The organism is Halobacillus sp. B23F22_1, assembly GCF_043497005.1.
Classification (GTDB): domain Bacteria; phylum Bacillota; class Bacilli; order Bacillales; family Halobacillaceae; genus Halobacillus_A.
The window spans coordinates 36989-60079 of record NZ_JBIEKE010000004.1; the positions used below are offsets into that span (position 1 = coordinate 36989).

Below are 23091 nucleotides of genomic sequence, written 5' to 3' on the forward strand. Positions count from 1 at the left end.
CAACACCCTTACCAACAATGAGCTATGATGAAATGAAAGGAGGCCTGTTGTATGTGGAAAAAATTTGATCTAATACTCCTATTCTCTTGCTTTGCTTTATTAACCGGCTGTAATCAGAGCGGCTCCTCTGCTGATTTACAAGAGTTAAAAGAGCGCGATTGGGCGTCGATCGTAGAAGAAGCCAATGGATCTGAGGTACGGTTATATATGTGGGGTGGAGATGAGGGAATTAACGAGTACATAGACGAATGGCTTCAGCCTCGTTTACAGGAAGAATACAACATGACCCTTAAACGTGTTCCTATGAACACTGAAGAAATTCTGCAAAAGCTTCAAACTGAAAAACAAGCCGACAAGCAAACAGGCACAATAGACATCATTTGGCTTAATGGTGAAAATTTTAAAAATGCAAAGGATCACGAACTACTAGCTGGTTCGTTTACCGATCAGCTTTCTAATTTTAATAAATATTACGATAAAGAAGACCCCGCCATTACGACCGATTTTGGAACAGAGGTGGAAGGAATGGAAGCGCCCTGGGGGAAAGTGCAATTTGTCTTTCATTATGACCGGGCGAAAATTGATCATCCTCCCCAGTCATTTGAAGAGCTGCAGCAATGGATAGAAAACAACCCGCAAGAGTTTACTTATCCAGCAGCCAATGACTTTACGGGTAATGCGTTTTTAAGACATTTGCTTTATGCGGAAGCCGAAAAACCTTCTACTATTTATGGACAGCCTTTCGACCAAGGGCAAACCAGTGAAGCGGGAGATGCGATGTGGACATATTTACAGTCGATTAAGGCAGATCTATGGCGTTCAGGGGAACACTATCCTAATCGTTTAGAAGAGCTGGATCAGCTTTATGGTGAAGGGGAAGTATCGATGACAATGGGCTATAACGAAGCCCGTGCAGAGTCACTAATTGAAGAAGGGGTCTTTCCAGAGACGACTGAGTCGTTTGTTATGAAACCTGGTTCAATCGGGAACACTCATTTCCTTTCTATTCCTTATAACAGCCCGAACAAAGCAGGAGCTCTCGTAGCTATTAACGATATGCTATCTCCCAAAGCTCAATTAGAAAAGCTGAAACCAGATGTGTGGGGCGAGAGTTCACCTATCAACTTTGATGCATTAAGTAAAGCACAGAAAGAGCAATTTGAAAGCGTAGATCGGGGAAATAGTGTATTAGATCAGCAGGAACTTGAAAAATCATTCCTGCCTGAAGCAGAAGCAGAATATGTGGATTGGATTGAGGAAGAATGGATGAATGAACTTGTACAAAATTAAGCTCTTACTCCTGCTTTTGCCTGCTCTGCTATTTCTTATGCTGCCTGCTTATGGTCTGTGGTCCGCTTTTATAGAAAGTATAAAAGACGGAAGTAATATGACTTTGACCTATTACCATCAGCTTTTTACGTCGGATCGTTTTCTGAGCTCGCTGTGGTTCAGCCTTTATACATCGTTCACGTCTACACTAGTGTCGATTATCATAGGAATTTTAATTACCCGCCGTTTTACTCATCTTTTAAGATCCAGTCTCCCGCGCCTTTCGGTTTGGCTTCCTATGCTGTTCCCGCACTTGATTTTTGCTTATGTGATTATTTTAATTTTTTCAGAAACTGGGTGGCTTGCTCAAATGTTAACGGTACTCGGGGTACTTGAAAATCCAAGAGATTTCCCCATTCTTACGAGAGACAATTACGGCATCGGCATTATTCTCGCTTATATCGGGAAAGAAGTGCCGTTTGTCATCCTTATGCTGTTTCCTGTTTATAACGCCATCCCTTCCTCTTATTATGATGTAGTCAAGACACTTGGAGGGAGTCGTTTGGAACAATTTAAAACCATCGAATGGCCCCAAATATCCACGGTGGTCATGGAAATCTTTTTTATTCTATTCGCTTTTACACTTACGGCCTATGAAGTTCCTGCTATTCTAGGTACGAACTTTCCTGAAATGATATCTGTCTTAAGCTATGATTGGTTTTATAGCGGAAGCTGGGAAGACCGTCCTTTAGCATTTGCGGCTATGGTGACGATCAGTTTCCTTATTACTTTGATGGCCTTCATTGGTTATATGTACGTCAATCGCAAAAGAATGCGAGCTTTGAGAGGACGATTGTAATGAAACACAAAATTCACTTCTATATCATTGCCGGGCTTCTGTTCGTCTCCCCGGTCTTTGTCCTTCTCCTGCAAAGCATTACAACGCCGTGGCGTTTACAAACGACTCAGGAGATAAACGTTCAATTCGAAGGTTTCGCCTTGCTTTTGTCAGATCCTAATCTTTGGACAGCTACGATAACTTCGATCTTGATCGGTGCAATGGTTCTATTATTAAATTTTCTTATAGGGGTTACTGCAGGGAAAGCGTTAGCCTTATATTCATTTAAAGGAAGAACACCACTCGAAGCTTTACTTCTGGCCCCGCTTCTTATTCCCGTTCTAGCGGTCGCCATGGGGCTGCACCTATTGATGATCAAATTAGGACTAGCCGACAGTTGGATAGGCGTTTCAATCGTCCACTTAGTTCCCACGGTGCCTTACAGTATAAAAATCTTCCATCACGCTTACAGTCAACTGGGCAAACCTATGATCGAGCAGGCTCTGATTCTCGGAGCATCCGAAGGAAAACAATTTCTCACCGTCGAACTGCCATTACTAAAAAACGCGATACGCAGCGTGACGTTCTTAACGATTGTCATTAGTTTAAGCCAGTATGCGATCACGGCTATCATTGGAGGAGGAAGTGTCGTCACACTTCCTATGGTTTTCTTCCCATTTTTAGATACAGCTAATCCATCGATTATGGCTGCTTTCTCCGTTTGGTTTGCAGCCCTCCCTCTTCTGATGTTTATCCTGATCGAAGGACTGTTATCTTTACTTCCCTATTCACAGACACCTTGGAGGAATCGAGTATGAGTAAAGCAATCGAAGTAAATAACATCTCTAAAGCATTAGGATCGAATGTGATCTTAGATCAATTAAACTTCCAGATGAGTCCAGGGGATAAGTTAAGCATAGTCGGGCCGTCGGGAAGTGGCAAAACAACGCTGCTCCGCATTCTGGCAGGTCTTGATCAACCTTCTAGCGGAACTATTAAAATAGGGGAAAAAGATGTAACTCATCTCGATGCCCGTACACGGAAAGTCGGACTTGTGTTTCAACAACCACTGTTGTTTCCTCACATGACAGTAGAAGAAAACATCAACTATGGAGCAAAGTTAACGGGCAGATTTTCAAAAGGAAAAACGAGGGATCTGCTAGCAGCTATTAATCTAACAGAAACCCGGACTAGGTTTCCTTCTGAACTCTCCGGCGGACAGCAGCAGCGCGTGGCATTAGCGAGGGCATTAGCGACGGAACCAGAAATTTTATTACTGGATGAACCTTTTAGCAGTCTCGATCCCACACTTCGTCAAGAGTTAAGGTACTGGGTAAGAGACTTATTAAATGAGCGAGGGATCACTTCTATCTTTGTTACCCACGATCGTGAAGAAGCGATGCTCATGGGGGATACGATTGGCGTGTTTTATAATGGGCGATTCCAGCAATTAGCCAGCACAGAAACCATTTTACAATCCCCGGCTAATCCCTTTGTCGTTCAATTCTTTGACAATCATTTACTCCTCGATCAAGATCATTACGTACCTTTAAACAAAATTTCGTTCCGTTCACCAGCGACATCTGCCCGCGTTATGAAGGCAGCGCTTCTGCAGACTTCTGTTACCAACGGGGAGAGGGTGGCTCACGTCTACTTGAAAGAATTAAATAAACGCTTATCCTTGCGCCTTCCCTTCCCTCATGATGGGAGCATCCTAAACATCTTTATACCAAATGACCATATTTATTCATTTGATTCCTCGAGCGGGGTCAGCGACTATGAATAAAAAAGCAATCCTCCGAACAGCGCTTTTTCTAATAGGATTTATTATGATGGCTTGGTATGTAAGGAACCAGTTAGATGCGTCCCCGCAAGAGATAAGAGCCTATATTCTCTCGTTTGGTATCCTTGGCCCTTTACTTTTTATGGGCCTTTATACGATTGGACCGATCGTGGCTTTCCCCACTTCAGTTTTATCTTTAGCGGCAGCTTTTGCTTATGGCGTTTGGCCCGGTATGTTATACATCGTTATTGGAGCCACAGGGGCATCACTTATAGGCTATTTGATGGGTCGTTTTTTTGGAGATTCTATCATTCGTCTTCAGAGTATTAAATGGGCAGATACTATATACATCCGCATGGGTGAAAACGGCTTTTTGTATGTACTTATTTTAAGACTGATCCCTCTCGTAGGATTTGACCTTTTAAGCTATGCGGCAGGCATGACGAGAGTGAAAATTCGTTCTTTTGTCTCAGCGACAATCCTTGGTATGCTTCCCGGAACTTTGGTATACAGCCTTGTGGGCACAAGTCTGGCAAGTGGTGACCGCAACTTACTTATCCTAGCCTTTTCTCTTACTTTCTTACTTCTTCTCATCACTTTTCTACTGAGGAAAAGAGTGCAAAAGTGGCTCACACGATAAAAGGCGTTCCTTTAGACCGTCGTCCAGGAACGCCTTACTTATATCTCTCCATAAAATCCGTGTCAATTTTGTGTTTCAACTTCCAGGCTTGACGCCCATATAAAGAAAAGCTTCCATATAGAAGAAACCCTTTCTTTTCACCAACGGATAAAATATAAAGTGCATTTTTCTGCGGCTCATACTCTTGAAGCATCTCTCCTTCGAAGTAAGCCTTAAGATTATTGTATAGGATTGGTGCCTGCTTCACAGCATGAACACCGCTTTTATCTATATGAGGAGCGGAACTCAGCGTTACACAATCCCCAGCCCCAAAGATGTAATCGTAATCTTCAAACTGGAGCGTAGACCGCACGTAAGCGAATCCGTTAGCATCAAGTTTAATGGGGGGTTCCTCAAATACCGGATCACCGACCGGTCCCCCAAGCCACAATACTCCCGTATGCCGAACACGATTGTTTGCACTCGTTATAATATAATCATCATGAATATGGATTACTTCTTCCTTTTCCCACAATTGAACGCCCGCTTCTTCTAATAATGACTTTACCTTGCGCGATGAGCGTCTGGGAAATGCAGATAATACTTCACTAGAGGAAATAAGCTTCACAGGGCCACCTATATTGTTCTTATTCTTATACATTTGAATAGATATAGCCAGCTCACACCCAGCGGCCCCTCCTCCCACCACAATGGGAGAGGTCGTTTCTCTAAGCTTATTTATTTGAGCGATAAATTGATAATTGGGCTTCACCGATCGTGCAATAGAGGTTGTGAGATCGTATGGAATGCTTCTCGAACCAATATCAAAGCTGACCACATCAAAAGGGTAAACAGCGCCTCCCTCACAAAAAAGCTTTTTACGATCGGGAACAATGTGCGTTGCTTGTTTTCGCACAAAATTCACTCCAAATTTTTTAGTAAGCTCACGAAGATTTACGCGGATTTGCTCTTCTGAGTAAAGTCCTTCAGTATATCCAGAAAACATACCCGAATAATATTGATATTCAGAGGGAGAAATCAAGCATATTTCTAAATTTTCAATGGGATCCTCGTTATACTGACGAGTCACTTCCAGATGGGCATGGCCCGCTCCCACTAACAATAAGCGTTTTTTCATTTAACGATCCCCTCCGCTGCCGTCACGTTCATTATTGTAAAAACACCCACATGGTTTTGACCATGCGGGTGCTGCTGTACTTACAAGTGTCCTTGTAAAAACTCTTCCACTTCTTCTGGAGTCTTTGCATAGGCACTGTGCAAATGCCCGATCTTTTCTCCGTTTTGGAAAATTAAAATACTTGGAATACCCATAACCTCGTACTCCTCTGCAATAGCAGGAACTTCATCTCTATTCACGTCGTACCAATCGTAATTCTTATATTCTTCTAAGATATCACCGATAAACATATCCATACGGCGACAATCGGGGCACCAATCCGCCTGAAATTTAACCATCACAGGCATGCTGCTTTGGATAACGTTTTGAAACTCATCTTGCGTATGAATGGATTTCATCTTACTAATTCTCCTTTACCAACTTAATCTATTCCTATCATAAATGAAATTGAGGAAGGTGTCTTTTAATTGGCTCACTTATATTCTACTCTTCCCAATAACCATGCTGCGGCCAATCCACCGACAAAAGTTACAATACTTACTCCCCACATTAACCCACTCTCTGGAACTCCAGGAAAAATCACAAAGACTGAGCCGACGACTAGTCCAATGATTAAACTAAAGGTTGCTGAAGTATAGTTCTCAAGGAAAAACTTTATGATTTTACTCATCACCAAAATCCCGATTAAAATTCCAAGCCCTACGACAAGAATAATGTCCAATCGAAGATTAGAAATACCCGAAATAATCGTGCTGTACATCCCAATAATAAGCAATAGGAAGGATCCGCTGATCCCCGGCAGAATCATTGCACTGCTCGCTAACCAACCAGAAAAGAACAAACCAATATACGAAGCCAAAGAAAGATTCGTCATTGCTTCTCCTTCGGATGTTTGAAAAACCGCCATTGAGGCGACAAGCAAAGCACCGATCAATAAAATTCCGTAATGCTTCCCTTCAAATTGATGTTTCACATCTGCTTTATGGGTTAAATATGGAACGATCCCGATGATTAACCCTAAGAAAAAAAATTGTGTAGGTCCTGGATAGTGTTCAAACAACCACTCAATAAGGTTAGCCAATAACAAAATAGAGGTTCCAATACCAATTCCTAAAGGAAGAAGAAATTTAAGGTGTTTCTTCCACTCTCTGCTGAAAAACCCATTTACCGCTTCAATTAGTTGATCATAAATACCTAACACTACTGCAATCGTGCCGCCGCTTACTCCAGGAACTACATCACTAGCCCCCATAAGCATTCCACGATAAATATTCTTCCACTTCATAACTCTGTTCTCCTTCTCCTGCGTAATCGTCACTTTCTTTATTTTATCAAAGTTTTACCAGATTCATAGCTTAACTAGCAAATAAGGCTGTAGAGAAACCTTATAGAGTGTAAAGGGTTTGAGGAATAGATCTTGGGCATTCATTTACTCAAGCTGAGCCCTTATAAAAGCAGCGTTTGCAAAAGTGTATTCACATTACGAAAGTTTCAAGATTTCATTCTGGTCAAAGGCACGGAAAAAGCAGTCGTTTAATACAATTTTATGCGCGTCGATGTTAGAGTTCACTTCACAGACTGAGGATATTTTCCGTCTTGCCCCCAGCCTTATTTGTAATTGATTATATGTTGTCTTTTTCTAAACTAGTACGGTCTGCGCGTAAAGCTTTATACAACGATACTACCATTAAAATCATTATAAACGAAAAAGGAAAAGCGGCTGAAATAAGAGCATTTTGTAAAGCTTGCAATCCACCTGTATATAGAAGGACAGCAGCCATAGAGGATTGGGCAAGCCCCCATACGAATTTAACCATTGTCGGCGGTGTAAGCGATCCATTAGTTGTCTGCATCCCTAGAACAAATGTTGCTGAGTCTGCAGATGTAATGAAAAATGTACCGATGAGCGTCATGGCGATAATCGACATAATCAACCCTAAGGGGTATTGGTCAAATACACCGAACAACGCTTGTTCCGTAGCCAGTCCGGCAATGTCAGCAACTTCATTTTGCTGCAGGTCAATAGCTGACGATCCAAATGCAGAGAACCAAAGAAATCCTACAATAGATGGAACAAGTAAGACGCCGGATAAAAATTCTCGTATCGTTCTTCCTTTTGAAACACGGGCAATAAATATACCTACAAATGGTGACCAGGCAATCCACCAGGCCCAATAGAAGACTGTCCAATCATTAATCCATGTTCTTGCCTCCTCGCTTTCAGGAGCTAAACGGAAACTCATGGAGGGGAGGTTTTTCAAATAAGCCCCAATGGTATCCGTAAAGATATTCATAATCATTAAAGTAGGACCGATTATCAGCATAAGTATTAAAAGGGTTAGGGCCAGCACCATATTCGTATTACTTAAATATTTAATTCCCTTACTTAGTCCTGTATAGGCAGAGATCATAAATAATATGGTCACAACTGCAATTATAATCAATTGGAGAGTGAAGGACTCTTCCATACCCGTTAGATAAGTAAGTCCTCCGTTTATTTGTGCCGCTCCAAATCCAAGGGTCGTGGCAACCCCGACAATTGTTGCAAAAACAGCAATAACATCTACTATTTTCCCCCAAGGTCCCTTCATGCTTTGTCCAAAGAGCGGCTCTAAAGTAGCACTGATTAAGGCAGGCGCCCCTCTTCTAAACTTAAAGTAAGCCAGGACTAGCGCTACAATGGCATAGATGCCCCAGGCATGAACCCCCCAGTGAAAATATACAAACTGCATCGCTTCTCCCATAGCTTCAGGACTCCCGGCCTCTTCTGTCGGAGGGTCGGTGCCAAAGAAATAAATAGGCTCTGCCGCACCCCAGAACACGAGACCAATTCCCATTCCAGCACTGAAGAGCATGGCAAACCAAGTAGGATAGCTGTAGTCAGGAGTATCTGATTTCTTTCCAAGCTTGATTTTTCCATAAGGACTAATAATCATATATAAACAAAAGACGACAAATCCCGTAACAATTAATAAATAATACCAGCCGAAATGAACGGAAAGATAGGTCTGGATCGCACCCGTAATGCTTTCTAAATTGGACGGTGCTACAGCCCCCCAGACTACCGCAAATACAGCAATAGATAATGTAGCCCAAAATACTGAAGTGATTTTGTTCATTGCCTTCTCCTTTCACGCTTTATTTAATTGTTGTTGTTTGTAGAAATAAGTAGAGGATTGTCGAGCAGAGGAGTATGCCTACAAATTACCCCTATTGATAAAGAAATAAACAAGCCAAAGGTCTTTCGTCTCAATACAAAAGACTTTCCAGCCAATGGTGCTCAGGCTGATGAATAATTAGTGCCTGCTTCAACCATTCCTTCTGCTGCTCATTTAAATAAGGGAAGACAGACTGAAAATCCTGCTCGTCTTTAACCTGTGTATTTTTAGCCTTAAATAAAAGCACAATTTCTGGATTTAGATAAGGAATGCCACGCTCTGACTGTAAATTCATTCGATTCAGCGGGAACGAGATTTGAGGGTCTCTGCGAAATTTCCATTGTTCCTTAGATTTCATATTTAAAAGGATTTCCAGCTTTGCCTCTTCTCGATGAGCGTGAATCTCATGAATATGTTTATCCAACGATTCATCTACATGATCTTCCACCATTCGAGAACGATCGACGACAAAAGTTCTCCAATTCTGGAGCCATTCTGATAAGGACAATAAATCTTCTCGAAAAACAGCGACTTCAATATCCTCATGATCTCTCGTTTCTTCTCCTATATGTAAATCAATAGCCCATCCGCCTGCTATCAGCCACTTCCCTTCAAAATCTTCCATGAATTCTTTCACTTGTAAACAAGGTTCAAACATAGATATCGCTCCTCTCTTTGTAATCTACCTTTCCCTAAAAATAGAATTCTACAACACCCTTTCGATTTCTGAATAATCTGATGAAATGTTTCAACTTGCTAAAATAGGAAGGACGCCTGGTTCCTGTGTTTTCCAGCCAATTTCAAGCGAACAACTTATCTGGATATTAAATTTTACTTACCCATGAGAAAAACACCTCCACATGTAAAATCAGTATTTACAACTTGGGAAGTGTTTTAATTATTTGCTCTTAGTTTTTGGGCAGGGATTCTTTCATGGTTGAACGCTTCTAAGCTTCAATTCAGCCTCTAATTTTTATTTTAAACTTTATAAAAATGCTAATCGGTAATCCCTCATAAATTCTTTCATACTTGTTGGTTCTCGTTGAAGAATTTTTTCAGTATCCAGACTGATTCGCTTTAAAACGCCATTTTTTGCTGTTATATAATAATTGGCTAGTTTTTCTATGTCACTTTTTGCATAACCGCTAAGCTGGACGTCATTAATAAATTCATGCTTTGATGGGTTCATGTATTGAATGTCGGCTCCTGCTTCTTTAGACAGAATATGAGCAACCTGATAAAACGTAAGGGCTTCTTTTCCAGTGATTTTATAAGCATCTTTTGAATAGGATTTTCCTAACATCATAGAAAAGGCCGTCTGACCCACATCTCGGCTGTCTACAAAACTTATTTGCGCTTCCCCCGCCGGAAGACTCAACTGCCGATATTCTTTTATTTTTTTTAACGGCGTCTTTAATAATTCCTGCATATAAGAGCCTGCTCGTAAAAAAGTGTAATTAAAGCCCATTCTAACAATCAACTTTTCAAGTCCTCGATGAGGAAGGAAAGGCATCTTTTCACAACCTAAAACTGATAAGAACACGATTCGATGCACTCCACAGCGTTTGGCGGTCTTTAAAGCCTGTTCAACCGGCTTATATTCGTTCACGTTAGAAGGGCAACTCAGAAACAAGCTCTCTACTCCGTCAAAAGCAGGAGCAAAAGTAGAAGGGTCGTAAAAATCAAAATGTACGCATTCGATTTTTTTGTCATTAAATATCTTCTCTGCAGCTGAAGGGTTTCGAGAAGCTCCGCGAAATGATACTTCTTTGTCGAGCAGCCAGCTGGCAAGTTCTCTCCCAACATAGCCTGTTACCCCTGTAATTAGCATGATGTCTACGCCCCTTTCCGTTAACCGAGAATTTCCTTATATGTACCACACACAACCATGACTAATCGTTAAATAGCCTATTAGTGTTAAAAAACTTGCGTAACAAGAAACCAAATATTCCAAACCGAGAGGAACCAAACGAGTCCTCTCTCTATGGAAGACCCCGTTTTAAACGTCAATAAAAACCGAAAGTGTTTTCTATAAATAGGATAAAATAACGGAATGCCTCTTTTCGTTATATAATCACCAAGCAGGTGCGAAACCACTCCAGTTATGAAACCAAAGAAATAAAAAGAAGGCACGTTAAAAAAATGGGTAATGATCACGTGGTAAACAGTGAGAAGTCCAATAAATAAGACAGAATGGGTCATTTTCCGATGGCTTTTCACCATAACTAGTAACGGAGCCATCAGCATGACAAAAACCTTTAACTCACCTCGATACTGATCCAGGTATTCAGGTGCAAACAAATAAAATCCGAAAGCAAGTAATAAGATGAAGATAAGGAGGCGCCAAAAATGGTACCCAAGTTTAGAACGAGGCGTATCAATATCAGGTAAAAGTGAACCGAATAATATAAATATCATAAATAATAGAGCTTCAAATGGGGTATCGGGTACTAGACCCATTTGAGGCAGGATGGTCATAACGATAAGACCACTGCTTAAGCCTAGAGCTTGGTGTCCGGATGCTAACATGATGACTGTTTTCTCCTCCAAATAATTTGTGCCCTGCATGTTGTCGTGAGGGCATCTTCAATATTATCTGATTTGATTTCCTACGTAAACCAAACAGAGAACATCTATTCGCATCCACTCTCCAAAATAAAAAGAGCTGCCCGCATAAAAGCAGCTCTTTCTTTTAACAGTCTTTTTCAGGCAGGCCAAGCATTTGAAACTTGGGTCCTTCCATCGTTTGCTTGCCATCGACCGTTAATTTCTCCGTTAAGTGAAGAATTCTTCGGTCGATTGCTACAGGAATAGAGTTAATACGCTTCAATTCATCATCCGCTTCCGGGTCTGCAATCGTCAAGCCTATATCCGGCTCACCACACCCATAACCAGCGAAATATAAGCGCAGCACCCCTTCTTCTACGTCTTCTAAAATCTGGTTTAATAAGTCACGGGCTTCATCTGTAATTTTCATTTAAAGAATCCTCCCCTTACCCCTGTATACTTTTATTATGAGGGTTTATATGCATTTCTAGTAAAAATATGCTCAGTATGTTCAAGGAGGATCATCCGCTAAAAAGAAACAAGCCCCCTAAAATGGAGGCTTGTCATTTATTTAAGAATGATTATACGGCTTTTGCATTTAGCTCCACGTCAATGTTTCCTCTTGTTGCTTTAGAATAAGGGCAGAAGTCATGTGCATCTTTCACAAGTTTTTCTGCTTCCTCTTGAGAAACACCTTTTACACTTACATTTAAGATGACACCAATTTTAAATCCATCATCTGATTCATCTTTAATAAGACTGACGTCCGCTTTCGTTTCGGACTCAATATCTTTGTCCTGATTGCTGGCCATTAGATTTAATGCACCATCAAAGCAAGCAGAATAACCGGCTGCAAATAGCTGCTCAGGGTTAGATCCTTCCTCGTTGCCGCTTCCCGGCATTACAAGATTCACATCAATAATCCCGTCATCTGATTTTACATGACCTTCACGGCCTCCACTAGCAGTTGCGTGTGAAGTAAACATTACATTACTCACTATAATCACTCCTTGAGTTTGTTAAATCTTTTCACAACTAATATGTACCTCAAATTTGGTTCCATTAAACCTTATCTTCTTTTTCCAATTGAAATTCTTCTTTAAGGGAGGATGGAGCCATTTTTACAATCTGCTGCAGTATAAAGGTAAGAACAGCAGCATCATCTATAAGACCGATAAAAATAAAAAAGTCTGGAATTAAATCCCACGGAAAAGCGATATAACCAACCATCATAGCGACAGAAATTACTTTCTTATCTATACCCACTTCTTCTGATCGAAAGAATCGAATTAAAAAGGGAATCGACTTCTTCAAATTAGCTAAAAACTTAATCCTTCTCCACATTCTCCACATAGGTGCTCATACCTCCTCTTAGTCACAATTGCTAATTTTGCACGTATGATTTAACATAATGAATGATATGAAACGTTAGAAATCCCATTGATACTTGACCTGCTAAAGGGGTGTACACTTATGAAAATTCTTCTTCTAAACGGGACCATTGTTGGTACTAAAACCAAAACCTTATTAATCGAAATTGAAAAATATATTAAAAAGCTTCAAGAGAATTATGATACAAAACTCATCAATCTTGAAGATTACGAACTCCAATTTGTCGATGGTCGTCCTTTCGACCAGTACAACGATGACATGAAGTATTTGATTGAAGAACTGGAACAAGCTGATGCTTACGTTATTTCCACTCCTATTTTTCAAGGTTCAATTCCAGGAACATTAAAAAACTTATTTGATGCTGTTTCTCCTATGGCCATGCGTCACAAACCAGTTTCTATTGTGGCCAACGGAGGTACCTTGCAGCACCACTTAGTGATTGAAAACCAGTTAAAGCCTATTTTAAATTATTTCCGCTGTCTCGTAACGCCAAACTATGTGTATACGCACACGAACCACTTTTCCACCCAGGGCGAATTAATTGACGAAGATGTCCATAACCGTCTTCGTGAAATGACACGTGTCTTCGACCAGTACATCAAAATGAGCAAAGATATATAAAAAATCCTCATGGGTCGGTCAGTCCATGAGGATTTTTTCATCCTAAAATTTTTCCTATATAATTCTGAGTTTCTTTAAAAGGTGGTACTCCACCGTATTTATCAACGTTCCCCGGGCCGGCATTATAGGCAGCCAAAGCCAGCTTTGCATCTCCGTCATAACGGTCCAGCATCTGTTTTAAATACTTGGTGCCGCCCATGATGTTCTCTCTTGGATCAAACGCATTCGTTACCCCTAACCCCTTAGCTGTGGCTGGCATTAACTGCATAAGACCCTGTGCGCCAACCGGGCTCACCACATTAGGATCAAAATTTGATTCAGCTTTTACAACCGCACGGACCAGCGATTCATCTATTCCGTTTACTGATGAAGCTTCTTTGATTAGTTCATTCACATCGTGATCATCCACATTAACCTCTCTGGTACTCGAACTTGGATTTGAGCTTGAAGCAGCTTCAGAAGAGGAACGAGTAGACATATGTATAGTAGGAGGCTGCTGAAAAGCATTAAAACTAGTTAAGTTCGGCTTGCTCGGCTGAGGGGTGTAAGCCCCTTCAGACGGAGCTAAAAAAACGTTCAGCATATTCTGGAAAGAAGCATCTTCATTACTTGAAGATGAAGATTGAGATTTATGATCTCCACTAACTAAAGACATTGCTTGCATATGCATAAAATGACGTATTGCATGAAAGTCCATCGGTTCACCTCAATCGTTATGATTAACTTAATTTTACAGTAAAACCTTAAAGGGCACAATCTTTGTTTGTAAGACACCAAATCCCATTATCACCCAAAACTTGAGAAAGTTTTATACAATATGGTCGTTAACTGACTATTTTTGCAAGATTTTTCTCAAAACAAAAAAGCTTCTATAGATGATATAATTACAATTAGCAAAAGAGATACCTCTTATCTTGAATAACTGTATTCAAGGCGTCTGGTCATATGTTCTCAAGCATAGTAAGACTCTCTTTTGTCTCTAATGTCGTATCACCCTTTCTATTCTTTGTCGGAAGAATAGACCTGTAGATTTCATGGCGGGCTTACTCTTACATGGAGAAAGACTTCTGCCATCCCCTTCCATGAGTGATTCAAGGAGGGGGGTTTTTTTGTATAAAAAAACTCGCTGAGCCAGCGAGTTTTTAATTCACAATCACTTCAATATGCTGAGGCTTTACTTCCATTTTTACAGGTAAAGGATCTCCTTCTTCCCCGTCAACATTGGTGTGAAGTTTTTCTGAGGATGTTACATGCAGTTTCTTAGCTTTAAAATATTCAACATCTTTATCTTCTTTGAGGCTTCCTCTTAAAACCGATGTTACGATAGAAGCCATTCTGATCATGTTCACTTTTTTTACAACATAGCAGTGGAGTACTCCATCATTTACTTTTGCTTCAGGAGACAGCTTTTCAAACCCGGCCGTAGATTTCGTCAGTGCAGCAAGGAATAAGAAGGATTCCCCCTCCCATACTTTATCATCATGTTCGATTCGTAAAGGGTAAGCATTGGTGGAAGCTATTGTTTTCGCTCCTTCCATCAAATAAGCCAGAGGACCGAATTTTGTCTTCTGCTCTGGCGAAACTTCTGATGTTGCTTCAGCGATTGATCCTACAGCTACGATATTCACAAAATATCTTTCATTAAAACTACCTATATCCACTTTTTTTGTATGGTCAGATTTTAAAGTCTCTATGGCCTCTTGGGGCTCTAACGATATGTTTAATGCTCGCGCAAAATCATTCACTGTGCCCAGGGGGACAATTCCGAGCTTCGGACGGTGATTTTGATCGACCATCCCATTAATTGTTTCATTAAGGGTACCGTCTCCCCCGAGTGAGACAACCAGATCGTATTCATCTTTGCATGCATCTAAACAATAGTTAGTAGCGTCTAGTTCTTTTTCTGTTTGAACCGTATTCACCTTGTATTCTTTCGTTGTCAATATCTCTTCAATTTGTTCCACGTAATCTACAGCTTCTTCTTTGCCTGAAGAAGGATTTACGATAATCATCGCCTGCTTCACGGGACCCTCACCTTCCTCTTTAAAAGCCAAACTATCAGTTTTTCTTATCTATTTTCCCATCTGGTGAAAAAATACCATCCGGTGAAAAACCTATAGACTTAATAAATCCCTGTGTCATCGTATCTTGTGATGAAGGACCTAGCTCTATTCGATCGACTTGTCTATCTCTCAACCATTTTAACAAGGACTGGACTAACTCAGAGCCAATCCCCTCTCGACGATAAAATTCATCGACAAATACTTCTTTAATTTTCCCTGTGAGCTCTCCATTTTCTTGAGATGCCTCTGCAAAGCCATACCCAACTACATTCCCGTTTTCTTCAGCCACGAGAAGCCGGCAATTTGGGTTTTCGTTAAATAGATAGTCAGCTGCCCAGTCTTTTTTATTCTTAAGTTTCTCAGCACTTTGAGGATCGTCATTGTCCAGACTTATCCAAGTATAATCCACTGCATACTTCGTTACATGCATTAAATCCTTTTCAGCTGGTTTCCTAACAATAGCCATACTTAAACCATCCTTTCAAAAATTATCCGTTTAATACATCATGATATTTTTGCTCATCCTTAAGCACTTGTTCTGCAAATGAACATACAGGCTTAATTTTTTTATCGTTTTCCCGTGCATATTGAACGGTATGTGCAACAAGCTCTGTAGCCAAACCTTCCCCTTGATTCTGAGGGTTCACTTGGGTATGAGTAATAATAATAAGTGGCCCTTCTTCTTCAAAAGCTAATTCTGCTATCGTTTGATTTTCTTCCTTTATATAAAAACGACCTTTATCTTCTTGAATATGTGACACGGCTATCATCCTTTCTCTCCCTTATATACCCTTAACTTTAGGAAGCTATGCCATGATTTAACTAATTTCTTTTGTTAAAATAAAAGGTAAAGAGGTGAAAACGATGACAACGACTATAGCTATTATTCAAATGCATATTGAGCTTGGGAAACCAGAAACGAACCGCCAGCAGGCACTCCCGCGAATCAAGAACGCCGTTTTAGAAGGAGCAGATGTAATCGTTCTTCCTGAATTATGGACGACAGGCTATGACCTGAGCCGCTTTGACGAGATTGCAGAACCCCTTGACGGGCCTACCCACCAAATGATGATTGACCTCGCCAAACAGCACAGTGTCACGATCACTGGTTCTGTAGCAGAAAGAGGAGATAACGGTTATTTTTATAATACGCTTGTTGCTTATAACCCTGATGGAAACCGTATTTTAAATTATCGTAAAGCCCATTTATTCCGTTTAATGGATGAAGAGAAATACTTAAATTCAGGTAATCAAAAAGGAAATTTCACGTTAAACGATACCCTTGTGGCAGGCGTCATTTGTTATGATATTCGTTTCCCTGAATGGATTAGGACGCATATGCTTAATGGTGCGAGAGCGCTGTTTGTTGTCGCAGAGTGGCCGAAGCCAAGAGTCGAACATTGGAGAAACATTCTAATCAGCCGTGCGATTGAAAATCAAACCTTTGTCATCGCCTGTAACCGAGTAGGTGCTGATGAAAACAATGAATTCGGTGGACATTCAATAGTGATTGATCCATGGGGGAATGTTGTGGCAGAAGCAGGAGAAAAAGACGAGATTTTACTTTGCGAGGTGGACTTTTCAAGAGTAGAAGCTATTCGGGAACAAATTCCTATTTTTCAAGACAGGCGACCTGACTTATACGAATAAACAATCTTTTCAGGCTGTCGAGAATTTTCGACAGCTTTTTCGTCCTTTCTTTTAAGAAATCATTTAGTTTCTATCAAATGGACTCTTTCATTGGAGAATTCTCCTTAACGGTTAGAAATTTGAGGCTGGGACATAAGTAAAGCTTTGATATCAACCAGCAAATAATAAAAGCTTAATTGTAAAAGAGTAGTACATTAGCGTAGTCAAAATACGGAGACTCCTTCGGGAACAGCACGAGCCGAAGATCCCGCAGGAAAGCTCTCTTTGCTTTTCGACGAAGCTGTGGCCGTCCCCACGGAAAGCGAAGTATTTTGACGGAGCGGGGATAAAATCCTTTCTTGGCACAAAAATAACCCGAACGGATTTCAATAAAATCGTTCGGATTATTTTATGCCTTATTCAGTTTTGTCCCAGCCTCATTAAATTCTTTTCATTAATAAACTTTGTCCTGATAGAAATAATTAGGTGTATCCATACGGTTTTCAAATGATTGATGGAAGATTTTTGTGGATGCAGGGGAAAGAGGCGGTATGAGCCAAGTCCAATCCCCTGTAGCTTCACGTCCGCATTTCTGCTCTTTTGACAAGAATAATTGGAATTGTTGAGCAGCACTATGATGATCAACAATACTTACCTTATCCATTTTATAAGAGTGAAGAACAGCTTGATTCAATTCTATTAATGCACGATCCTTCCACAACGTCGTATTTCTCCGAGTATTCAATCCCATTCCTTCGGCTACAACAGGAAGTAAATTATAACGAAAGTTATCAGCTAAATTGCGGGCTCCAATTTCCGTTTCCATGTACCAGCCATTAAACGGGGCAGCGGTATAGTGAATCCCGCCGATTTCTAAACACATATCGGATATAATAGGAACAGCGTACCACTTTAATTGTAAGTCTTTAAACCACTCGAACTCGGGGTGTCGAAGCGGTACTTCAAGTACTTTTTCTGAAGGTATGTCATACCATTGGGGTGGACTGTCGCCTATTTGAATAACAAGCGGGAGGACGTCGAAAGCACTTCCGTCGCCTCTCCATCCTAAGCGATGACATGCGTCCGTAAACTCAATTGATGCAGGATCTCCCACAATCCCTGTTGAAGCTTCATACCCTGCATACCGAATAAGCTGATGATTCCAAATACGGACACGTCTTCCATTTATAGAAGGAGGCAGGATCGATATAGTGGAGCGAATACGGCCTTTATTCGTAGCATAATCAATATGATCAAACAGGACGTCTCTTATTTCTTCTTCCGTCTTTAAATTCCTATGATCTAATATATGCAAAGTATCCCAAAAAAACCGGCCAATACAACGATTGCTGTTGCGCCAAGCTGCCTTTGCACCGTATTCCAACTCTTCTAAGGTATGGTGATATGTCCCTGTCTTGTCAATTGAACTTTTCACTTCCGCCAATCGTTCCTCTATCCAAGAAGATTGATTTAATTCTGTATAACATTGACGTATAAATGATGCTGCCTTTTGCCACATGACCTTTCAACCCTCTCCTCCCTAATATTACCCCTCTATATTATCACACGAAAGAAAGGAACATAAAAAAGAGACAGCCCGTTTAAGACTGTCAATCCCGCTATCCGCCAAAGAAGAAGTCGAATATGTTACTCGCCTGAGAGGCCTGTTTATTATAGAATTCTGAGTATCCGCAGTTTTTACAAAAGACGACTGTAAATTGATTGCTTTGTACATCAAACATTTTGGAAAGTCCTGTGCCCGTCATCGCGACATCTTTTGAATCAGCATCCGTACTTCCACATTTGATACATCCTTGTTCACTCATCAGTGACCCTCCTTAATTCTTTCTACTCATTTATACGAATAAGTTGGGCTTTGGTTTCACTTTGCTTTCCTTGCTGCCTGTTGGACCGGGTCCCACACACTATTATACGGAGGGGCGTAAGCTAGATCCAACTCTATTAATTGATCAACAGACATGTGATGATAGAGCGCGGTGGCTAATACATCGATCCGCTTATCGACGCCCTCCTTCCCAATAATCTGACCACCTAATAACTTTCGGTTTTTTTCATGGTAGATCAGTTTAACGTCCATCGTTCCTTCTTTTGAATAATAACCAGCAGCATGCGTGGATTTAATAGTAACTGTCTTATATGGAATGCCTTCTTGTTCCGCTTCACGAGACGAAATACCTGTTCGACCTAACGTTAGAATAAAAAATTTCAAAATAGAAGTTCCAACTATGCCGTGAAAACTTTTATGCTCATTGACGATATTTAACCCCGCAATCTGCCCTTGTTTATTTGCGTGAGTGCCAAGCGGTATGTAATCGTGCCGCTCTTTAATTCGGTGATATTGGGTGGCACAGTCGCCGGCAGCATATATATCCATAATACTCGTTTCCATAAATCCATTGACTTGAATTGCGTCGTTATAACTCTTATATATTCCTGTATCTTCTAAGAATGAAGTATTTGGCGTCACACCAACGGCAACTAATACCTGGTCCGCCGGATAACGTCCTTTATCCGTGACTACACATTCCACTCGATCTTTCCCCTCAAACCCTTCAACTGAGTCGCCAAGGGACAGCTCTATTCCATTTCTTTTTGCTTCTTCGTGAACGAGTTCCCCCATTTCTTCATCAAAGATTTTCGCAAGCTGAGCTCCACGGTCTATGATGCGGACCTTTTTCCCAATACTTATGAGGTTCTCTGCCATCTCGAGCCCTATATAGCCTCCACCAATGATAACCACATCTTGTACGTCTTTGTTTAGATCCTCTATGATCACTTCTGCATCAGGAATCGTCTTTAATGGAAAAATACCATCGAGATGCTTTCCTTCCCACGGGGGCATAATTGGATCAGCTCCCGTGGCTACAAGTAATCTGTCATACCGTTCTTCGAATTCCTCTCCACTGGAGTGATCAACCCCATGAACGATTTTATGATCACAATCCACTCGTGTTACTTCATGAAGAACTCGGGCATCAATACCGTACTTTTCGCGAAAGGTTTCAGGAGTTCTTGCAATTAAATCGTCTGTAGAATCGACTTCCCCACCAATAACGTACGGAAGTCCACACTGCCCATAAGAATAAATTTCACCGCGTTCTAAAGTAATTACTTTATTCCCCTCACTATTTCTTATCATTTGCATCGCTGCACTCATTCCTGCAGCATCGCCTCCAATAATAACAACCTTCATCTTCATCACACCTTTCTCTTTAGTTATACCCCAAATCCCCATAAGGCAAAAACGTCCTCTTTACAAATAACAATCAGCACGTTAATATGAATTATTAAACTATTCAAAAAATGAATAAAGGGAGGATCTTATGAAAGAATTCCAGCAATCTGATGCTTTAGCTCGCCTGCCTGAACAGTTTTTTGCCAAACTCGTCAAAAAACTTTATACATACCAGCAGCAGGGCCATGATTTAATCAACCTGGGACAAGGAAACCCGGACCAGCCCACCCCTGATCATATTGTAAAATCCTTGCAGAAAGCAGCTGAAAACCCGGTTAATCACAAGTATTCTCCTTTTCAGGGATTCGATCATTTAAAGGAAGCCGTAGCCACTTATTATAAAAGGGAATACAACGTTGATGTAGACCCTTCCACTGAAGTTGCCCTCTTATTCGGAAGCAAAGCCGGACTAGTAGAATTGAGTCAATGCTTCTTAAACGAAGGAGATGTGGCGCTCGTGCCAGACCCCGGGTATCCAGATTACTGGTCGGGTGTAGCCCTCGCCAATGGTGTTATGGAGCCCCTTCCTTTACTTGAGGAAAATGGGTTTCTTCCTAATTACGATATGCTTGATCAAGAGACATTACAAAAAGCGAAACTTATGTTTTTAAATTACCCAAACAACCCAACGTCGGCCGTAGCTAATGAATCATTTTTTAAGGAAACAATTGCCTTGGCTGAGCAAGAAGACATTTGCGTTGTCCACGACTTCGCCTATGGAGCTATCGGTTTTGATGGGGACAAACCATTAAGCTTTCTACAAGTCCCTGGGGCTAAAAACGTTGGAGTTGAAATTTACACCATGTCTAAAACCTACAACATGGCAGGCTGGCGTATCGCTTTTGCGGTTGGTAATCCGAGTGTCGTAAAAGCTTTGGAACTCATTCAAGACCATTACTATGTCAGCTTGTTTGGAGCAGTCCAAGATGCAGCTGCTACAGCATTGCTCGATTCTCAACAATGCGTGGAAGACCTTAAAGAGACATATGAAAAAAGAAGAAACCTACTAGTTACGGGTTTACAAGAAGCTGGTTATGAAATTACACCGTGCAAAGGCTCTTTCTTTATGTGGTTAAAGGTTCCTGATGGCTATACCTCAGAGTCTTTTGCTGATGAACTTCTGGATAAAGTCGGATTGTTTGTCGCCCCTGGTGTAGGCTTTGGGGAATATGGTGAATTTTACGTACGCATCGGCCTGAACAACTCTGAAGAACACCTTCGAGAAGCTGTACACCGATTTAAAAGATTTAAAAAAGATCAGTAAAAAACCGGAGCCGTCTCAGCTCCGGTTTTCTATTTTTAAAACGGAAATTCTCTGTATCCATTCATTACGCTTATCCATTTAACAGTAGTAAATTTATCAAGCGCCCACTCTCCTCCAAATCTTCCAATACCAGATTCCTTTTCACCGCCAAAAGCGACGTGTGCTTCATCGTTAACGGATTGGTCATTCACATGAATCATACCCGTCTCTACTTTTTTAGCTGCTTCCACGCCACGATGAATATCCTCTGTAAAAACCGATCCGCTTAAACCATAAAGAGAATGATTCGCAGCACGAACCGCTTCCTCTTCACTGCTTACTTTAATAATAGACGCTACGGGACCAAACATTTCATGTTCCGCAACCGGCATTTCATTAGTGACGCCAGTAAGGACTGTGGGCTGCATTATATTGCCTTTTGCATCGCCACCCGTAAGAACAGAAGCACCCTGCTCTACACTTGCAGCTATATCATCTTGAATACGTTTTACAGCCTCATGATTTATTAAAGGTCCAATAACAGTGTCTTTCTCAGAGGGATCGCCAGCTTTTAAACTTTCTACTTTCTCTTTAAATGCTTCAACAAATTCGTCATGAACCGCTTCATGAACAATGATTCGGTTAAGTGACATACAAATCTGTCCCTGATGCAGGTACTTACCAAAAGCTGCAGCCTGAACGGCTTTTTTGATATTTGCATCTTCAAGCACAATCATTGCATTATTTCCACCGAGCTCTAAAGCCGTATCTTTAATGTGTCTGCCAGCTAGTTCACCTATATGACTGCCTACTTCAGTTGAGCCTGTAAACGATAGCAGTTTAACCGTTGGATGAGTTACAAAGGCATCACCGATTTCAGAACCTCTCCCTACAACTACATTGCATATACCTTTAGGAAATCCAGCTTCTTCAAATAATTCAGCAATAAACAAACCAGAAGTTACTGGCGTATCTGAAGCCGGCTTAACCACTACGGTATTACCCGTTGCTACAGCCGGAGCAATGGAACGCATGGCTAAATGAAATGGAAAATTCCACGGTCCAATAACTCCTATTACACCCTTAGGTGACCGATATACACGGTTCTCCTTTCCTTTGGTGTTTGAAGGCAGAATTTGGCCTGTCATTCGCGTTGGGAACGAAGAAGATTCTTTAATAATGCCCAGCGCTGCTTGATATTCCACTTCGGCTTTTACAAGTGTACTTCCTGCCTCTTTTACAAGCCAGTCAACAATCTCATCTTTACGCTTTTCCACCACTTTAATAAGTGCTTCAAAATACGATTGAACTTCCTCAGGTGTATAGGTCATCCATTCCTTTTGGGCATCTTCTGCCGAACGATAGGCTTCATTTAAATCATCTTCATCAGCAGATGGAATGGTTGAGAGCGTCTGACTCGTATAAGGATTTACGTTTTCTACCATTTTATCACTGGATCCTGGACGCCATTCACCATTTATATATTGTTTCGTAAACGTTTGTGGACTCATTCATTTACCCTCCATGTATAAAGT

26 protein-coding genes are annotated in these 23091 nt (G+C 41.0%); 8 read left to right on the forward strand and 18 right to left on the reverse strand.

Going from position 1 to position 23091, the window contains the following annotated elements; genetic code table 11:
- Nucleotides 1-51: 51 nt before the first annotated feature.
- Genes ACGTNH_RS19175 through ACGTNH_RS19195 form a run of 5 tightly spaced genes read left to right on the forward strand, consistent with a single transcriptional unit; the run spans nt 52 to nt 4530 of the window.
- Nucleotides 52-1290, forward strand: coding sequence for an ABC transporter substrate-binding protein (locus ACGTNH_RS19175; protein ID WP_394588602.1), 1239 nt, complete (start codon nt 52-54; stop codon nt 1288-1290).
- On the forward strand, nt 1271-2128 hold the full coding sequence (locus ACGTNH_RS19180; protein WP_394588604.1) for an ABC transporter permease: 858 nt from the start codon (nt 1271-1273) through the stop codon (nt 2126-2128). The genes ACGTNH_RS19175 and ACGTNH_RS19180 overlap by 20 nt, the downstream gene beginning before the upstream one ends.
- Complete coding sequence (locus tag ACGTNH_RS19185) at nt 2128-2925, forward strand: ABC transporter permease (RefSeq protein ID WP_394588605.1); 798 nt, start codon at nt 2128-2130, stop codon at nt 2923-2925. The genes ACGTNH_RS19180 and ACGTNH_RS19185 overlap by 1 nt, the downstream gene beginning before the upstream one ends.
- Entirely contained in the window at nt 2922-3893 is a 972-nt protein-coding gene (locus ACGTNH_RS19190) for an ABC transporter ATP-binding protein (RefSeq protein WP_394588606.1), read from the forward strand. The genes ACGTNH_RS19185 and ACGTNH_RS19190 overlap by 4 nt, the downstream gene beginning before the upstream one ends.
- Nucleotides 3886-4530: a TVP38/TMEM64 family protein gene (locus tag ACGTNH_RS19195; protein ID WP_394588607.1), complete on the forward strand. Its 645-nt coding sequence runs from the start codon at nt 3886-3888 to the stop codon at nt 4528-4530. Before ACGTNH_RS19190 ends, ACGTNH_RS19195 begins: the two co-directional genes overlap by 8 nt.
- 34 nt (nt 4531-4564) lie before the next feature.
- Here ACGTNH_RS19195 and ACGTNH_RS19200 read toward each other — a convergent pair whose 3' ends face one another.
- From ACGTNH_RS19200 to ACGTNH_RS19245, 10 genes are all read right to left on the reverse strand, one after another.
- Nucleotides 4565-5647: an FAD-dependent oxidoreductase gene (locus tag ACGTNH_RS19200; protein ID WP_394588608.1), complete on the reverse strand. Its 1083-nt coding sequence runs from the start codon at nt 5645-5647 to the stop codon at nt 4565-4567.
- Nucleotides 5648-5727: 80 nt separating this feature from the next.
- Nucleotides 5728-6045 carry a thioredoxin family protein gene (locus ACGTNH_RS19205; protein WP_394588609.1) on the reverse strand — a complete coding sequence of 106 codons (318 nt, stop codon included), beginning with the start codon at nt 6043-6045 and terminating at the stop codon, nt 5728-5730.
- Between the two features lie 74 nt (nt 6046-6119).
- Nucleotides 6120-6932, reverse strand: a complete 813-nt coding sequence (locus tag ACGTNH_RS19210; RefSeq protein ID WP_394588610.1) for a DUF368 domain-containing protein — start codon at nt 6930-6932, stop codon at nt 6120-6122.
- A gap of 337 nt (nt 6933-7269) precedes the next feature.
- Nucleotides 7270-8766: a glycine betaine uptake BCCT transporter gene (locus tag ACGTNH_RS19215; protein ID WP_394588611.1), complete on the reverse strand. Its 1497-nt coding sequence runs from the start codon at nt 8764-8766 to the stop codon at nt 7270-7272.
- 130 nt (nt 8767-8896) lie between these two features.
- Complete coding sequence (locus tag ACGTNH_RS19220) at nt 8897-9463, reverse strand: nucleotidyltransferase domain-containing protein (protein WP_394588612.1); 567 nt, start codon at nt 9461-9463, stop codon at nt 8897-8899.
- 327 nt (nt 9464-9790) lie between these two features.
- Nucleotides 9791-10636, reverse strand: coding sequence for an NmrA family NAD(P)-binding protein (locus tag ACGTNH_RS19225; RefSeq protein ID WP_394588613.1), 846 nt, complete (start codon nt 10634-10636; stop codon nt 9791-9793).
- 86 nt (nt 10637-10722) lie between these two features.
- Nucleotides 10723-11334 (reverse strand): metal-dependent hydrolase, encoded by a 612-nt coding sequence (locus ACGTNH_RS19230; RefSeq protein ID WP_394588614.1) that lies wholly within the window; start codon nt 11332-11334, stop codon nt 10723-10725.
- Between the two features lie 163 nt (nt 11335-11497).
- Nucleotides 11498-11782 carry an iron-sulfur cluster assembly accessory protein gene (locus ACGTNH_RS19235; protein ID WP_394588615.1) on the reverse strand — a complete coding sequence of 95 codons (285 nt, stop codon included), beginning with the start codon at nt 11780-11782 and terminating at the stop codon, nt 11498-11500.
- Nucleotides 11783-11933: 151 nt separating this feature from the next.
- Nucleotides 11934-12350 carry an organic hydroperoxide resistance protein gene (locus ACGTNH_RS19240; protein ID WP_394588617.1) on the reverse strand — a complete coding sequence of 139 codons (417 nt, stop codon included), beginning with the start codon at nt 12348-12350 and terminating at the stop codon, nt 11934-11936.
- 64 nt (nt 12351-12414) lie between these two features.
- Nucleotides 12415-12705, reverse strand: a complete 291-nt coding sequence (locus ACGTNH_RS19245; protein ID WP_394588618.1) for a YkvA family protein — start codon at nt 12703-12705, stop codon at nt 12415-12417.
- Nucleotides 12706-12825: 120 nt separating this feature from the next.
- Between ACGTNH_RS19245 and ACGTNH_RS19250 the strand changes: the two genes are divergently transcribed.
- A complete protein-coding gene (locus tag ACGTNH_RS19250) occupies nt 12826-13365 on the forward strand; it encodes an NADPH-dependent FMN reductase (RefSeq protein WP_394588620.1) in 540 nt (179 codons plus the stop codon).
- 37 nt (nt 13366-13402) lie between these two features.
- On the opposite strand, the gene ACGTNH_RS19255 is transcribed toward ACGTNH_RS19250, so the two are convergent.
- The 4 genes from ACGTNH_RS19255 to ACGTNH_RS19270 form a co-directional block, all read right to left on the reverse strand.
- Nucleotides 13403-14062, reverse strand: coding sequence for a lytic transglycosylase domain-containing protein (locus ACGTNH_RS19255; RefSeq protein ID WP_394588621.1), 660 nt, complete (start codon nt 14060-14062; stop codon nt 13403-13405).
- 445 nt (nt 14063-14507) lie between these two features.
- Entirely contained in the window at nt 14508-15389 is an 882-nt protein-coding gene (locus tag ACGTNH_RS19260) for a diacylglycerol/lipid kinase family protein (RefSeq protein WP_394588622.1), read from the reverse strand.
- A gap of 34 nt (nt 15390-15423) precedes the next feature.
- Nucleotides 15424-15894, reverse strand: coding sequence for a GNAT family N-acetyltransferase (locus tag ACGTNH_RS19265; protein ID WP_394588623.1), 471 nt, complete (start codon nt 15892-15894; stop codon nt 15424-15426).
- A gap of 22 nt (nt 15895-15916) precedes the next feature.
- A complete protein-coding gene (locus tag ACGTNH_RS19270; RefSeq protein ID WP_394588624.1) occupies nt 15917-16198 on the reverse strand; it encodes a GNAT family N-acetyltransferase in 282 nt (93 codons plus the stop codon).
- 94 nt (nt 16199-16292) lie between these two features.
- Between ACGTNH_RS19270 and ACGTNH_RS19275 the strand changes: the two genes are divergently transcribed.
- Nucleotides 16293-17078, forward strand: a complete 786-nt coding sequence (locus ACGTNH_RS19275) for a carbon-nitrogen family hydrolase (protein WP_394588625.1) — start codon at nt 16293-16295, stop codon at nt 17076-17078.
- 433 nt (nt 17079-17511) lie between these two features.
- Here the strand turns inward: ACGTNH_RS19275 and ACGTNH_RS19280 are convergent, their stop codons facing one another.
- From ACGTNH_RS19280 to ACGTNH_RS19290, 3 genes are all read right to left on the reverse strand, one after another.
- A complete protein-coding gene (locus tag ACGTNH_RS19280) occupies nt 17512-18576 on the reverse strand; it encodes a nitric oxide synthase oxygenase (RefSeq protein ID WP_394588626.1) in 1065 nt (354 codons plus the stop codon).
- A gap of 100 nt (nt 18577-18676) precedes the next feature.
- On the reverse strand, nt 18677-18883 hold the full coding sequence (locus ACGTNH_RS19285) for a zinc ribbon domain-containing protein (RefSeq protein WP_394588627.1): 207 nt from the start codon (nt 18881-18883) through the stop codon (nt 18677-18679).
- 56 nt (nt 18884-18939) lie between these two features.
- Nucleotides 18940-20271: a CoA-disulfide reductase gene (locus ACGTNH_RS19290; protein WP_394588628.1), complete on the reverse strand. Its 1332-nt coding sequence runs from the start codon at nt 20269-20271 to the stop codon at nt 18940-18942.
- A 130-nt stretch (nt 20272-20401) separates the two neighbouring features.
- On the opposite strand from ACGTNH_RS19290, the gene ACGTNH_RS19295 reads away from it, so the two are divergent.
- The gene (locus tag ACGTNH_RS19295) at nt 20402-21577 is read left to right on the forward strand and encodes a pyridoxal phosphate-dependent aminotransferase (RefSeq protein WP_394588630.1); all 1176 of its coding nucleotides are present in this window, start codon (nt 20402-20404) and stop codon (nt 21575-21577) included.
- A gap of 35 nt (nt 21578-21612) precedes the next feature.
- On the opposite strand, the gene ACGTNH_RS19300 is transcribed toward ACGTNH_RS19295, so the two are convergent.
- Nucleotides 21613-23067 carry an aldehyde dehydrogenase family protein gene (locus ACGTNH_RS19300; protein ID WP_394588631.1) on the reverse strand — a complete coding sequence of 485 codons (1455 nt, stop codon included), beginning with the start codon at nt 23065-23067 and terminating at the stop codon, nt 21613-21615.
- Between the last annotated feature and the right edge of the window lie 24 nt (nt 23068-23091).

Excerpts from the sequence above, each read along its gene's own strand:
- ACGTNH_RS19295 (WP_394588630.1), top strand. The coding sequence starts at position 20,402 with ATGAAAGAATTCCAGCAATCTGATGCTTTAGCTCGCCTGCCTGAACAG.
- ACGTNH_RS19230 (WP_394588614.1), bottom strand. The coding sequence starts at position 11,334 with ATGTTAGCATCCGGACACCAAGCTCTAGGCTTAAGCAGTGGTCTTATC.
- ACGTNH_RS19250 (WP_394588620.1), top strand. The coding sequence starts at position 12,826 with ATGAAAATTCTTCTTCTAAACGGGACCATTGTTGGTACTAAAACCAAA.
- ACGTNH_RS19275 (WP_394588625.1), top strand. The coding sequence starts at position 16,293 with ATGACAACGACTATAGCTATTATTCAAATGCATATTGAGCTTGGGAAA.
- ACGTNH_RS19235 (WP_394588615.1), bottom strand. The coding sequence starts at position 11,782 with ATGAAAATTACAGATGAAGCCCGTGACTTATTAAACCAGATTTTAGAA.
- ACGTNH_RS19205 (WP_394588609.1), bottom strand. The coding sequence starts at position 6,045 with ATGAAATCCATTCATACGCAAGATGAGTTTCAAAACGTTATCCAAAGC.
- ACGTNH_RS19290 (WP_394588628.1), bottom strand. The coding sequence starts at position 20,271 with ATGAAGGTTGTTATTATTGGAGGCGATGCTGCAGGAATGAGTGCAGCG.
- ACGTNH_RS19190 (WP_394588606.1), top strand. The coding sequence starts at position 2,922 with ATGAGTAAAGCAATCGAAGTAAATAACATCTCTAAAGCATTAGGATCG.
- ACGTNH_RS19300 (WP_394588631.1), bottom strand. The coding sequence starts at position 23,067 with ATGAGTCCACAAACGTTTACGAAACAATATATAAATGGTGAATGGCGT.
- ACGTNH_RS19210 (WP_394588610.1), bottom strand. The coding sequence starts at position 6,932 with ATGAAGTGGAAGAATATTTATCGTGGAATGCTTATGGGGGCTAGTGAT.
- ACGTNH_RS19180 (WP_394588604.1), top strand. The coding sequence starts at position 1,271 with ATGAACTTGTACAAAATTAAGCTCTTACTCCTGCTTTTGCCTGCTCTG.
- ACGTNH_RS19285 (WP_394588627.1), bottom strand. The coding sequence starts at position 18,883 with ATGAGTGAACAAGGATGTATCAAATGTGGAAGTACGGATGCTGATTCA.
- ACGTNH_RS19195 (WP_394588607.1), top strand. The coding sequence starts at position 3,886 with ATGAATAAAAAAGCAATCCTCCGAACAGCGCTTTTTCTAATAGGATTT.
- ACGTNH_RS19280 (WP_394588626.1), bottom strand. The coding sequence starts at position 18,576 with ATGTGGCAAAAGGCAGCATCATTTATACGTCAATGTTATACAGAATTA.
- ACGTNH_RS19225 (WP_394588613.1), bottom strand. The coding sequence starts at position 10,636 with ATGCTAATTACAGGGGTAACAGGCTATGTTGGGAGAGAACTTGCCAGC.
- ACGTNH_RS19215 (WP_394588611.1), bottom strand. The coding sequence starts at position 8,766 with ATGAACAAAATCACTTCAGTATTTTGGGCTACATTATCTATTGCTGTA.
- ACGTNH_RS19245 (WP_394588618.1), bottom strand. The coding sequence starts at position 12,705 with ATGTGGAGAATGTGGAGAAGGATTAAGTTTTTAGCTAATTTGAAGAAG.
- ACGTNH_RS19265 (WP_394588623.1), bottom strand. The coding sequence starts at position 15,894 with ATGGCTATTGTTAGGAAACCAGCTGAAAAGGATTTAATGCATGTAACG.
- ACGTNH_RS19185 (WP_394588605.1), top strand. The coding sequence starts at position 2,128 with ATGAAACACAAAATTCACTTCTATATCATTGCCGGGCTTCTGTTCGTC.
- ACGTNH_RS19175 (WP_394588602.1), top strand. The coding sequence starts at position 52 with ATGTGGAAAAAATTTGATCTAATACTCCTATTCTCTTGCTTTGCTTTA.
- ACGTNH_RS19200 (WP_394588608.1), bottom strand. The coding sequence starts at position 5,647 with ATGAAAAAACGCTTATTGTTAGTGGGAGCGGGCCATGCCCATCTGGAA.
- ACGTNH_RS19220 (WP_394588612.1), bottom strand. The coding sequence starts at position 9,463 with ATGTTTGAACCTTGTTTACAAGTGAAAGAATTCATGGAAGATTTTGAA.
- ACGTNH_RS19255 (WP_394588621.1), bottom strand. The coding sequence starts at position 14,062 with ATGGACTTTCATGCAATACGTCATTTTATGCATATGCAAGCAATGTCT.
- ACGTNH_RS19270 (WP_394588624.1), bottom strand. The coding sequence starts at position 16,198 with ATGATAGCCGTGTCACATATTCAAGAAGATAAAGGTCGTTTTTATATA.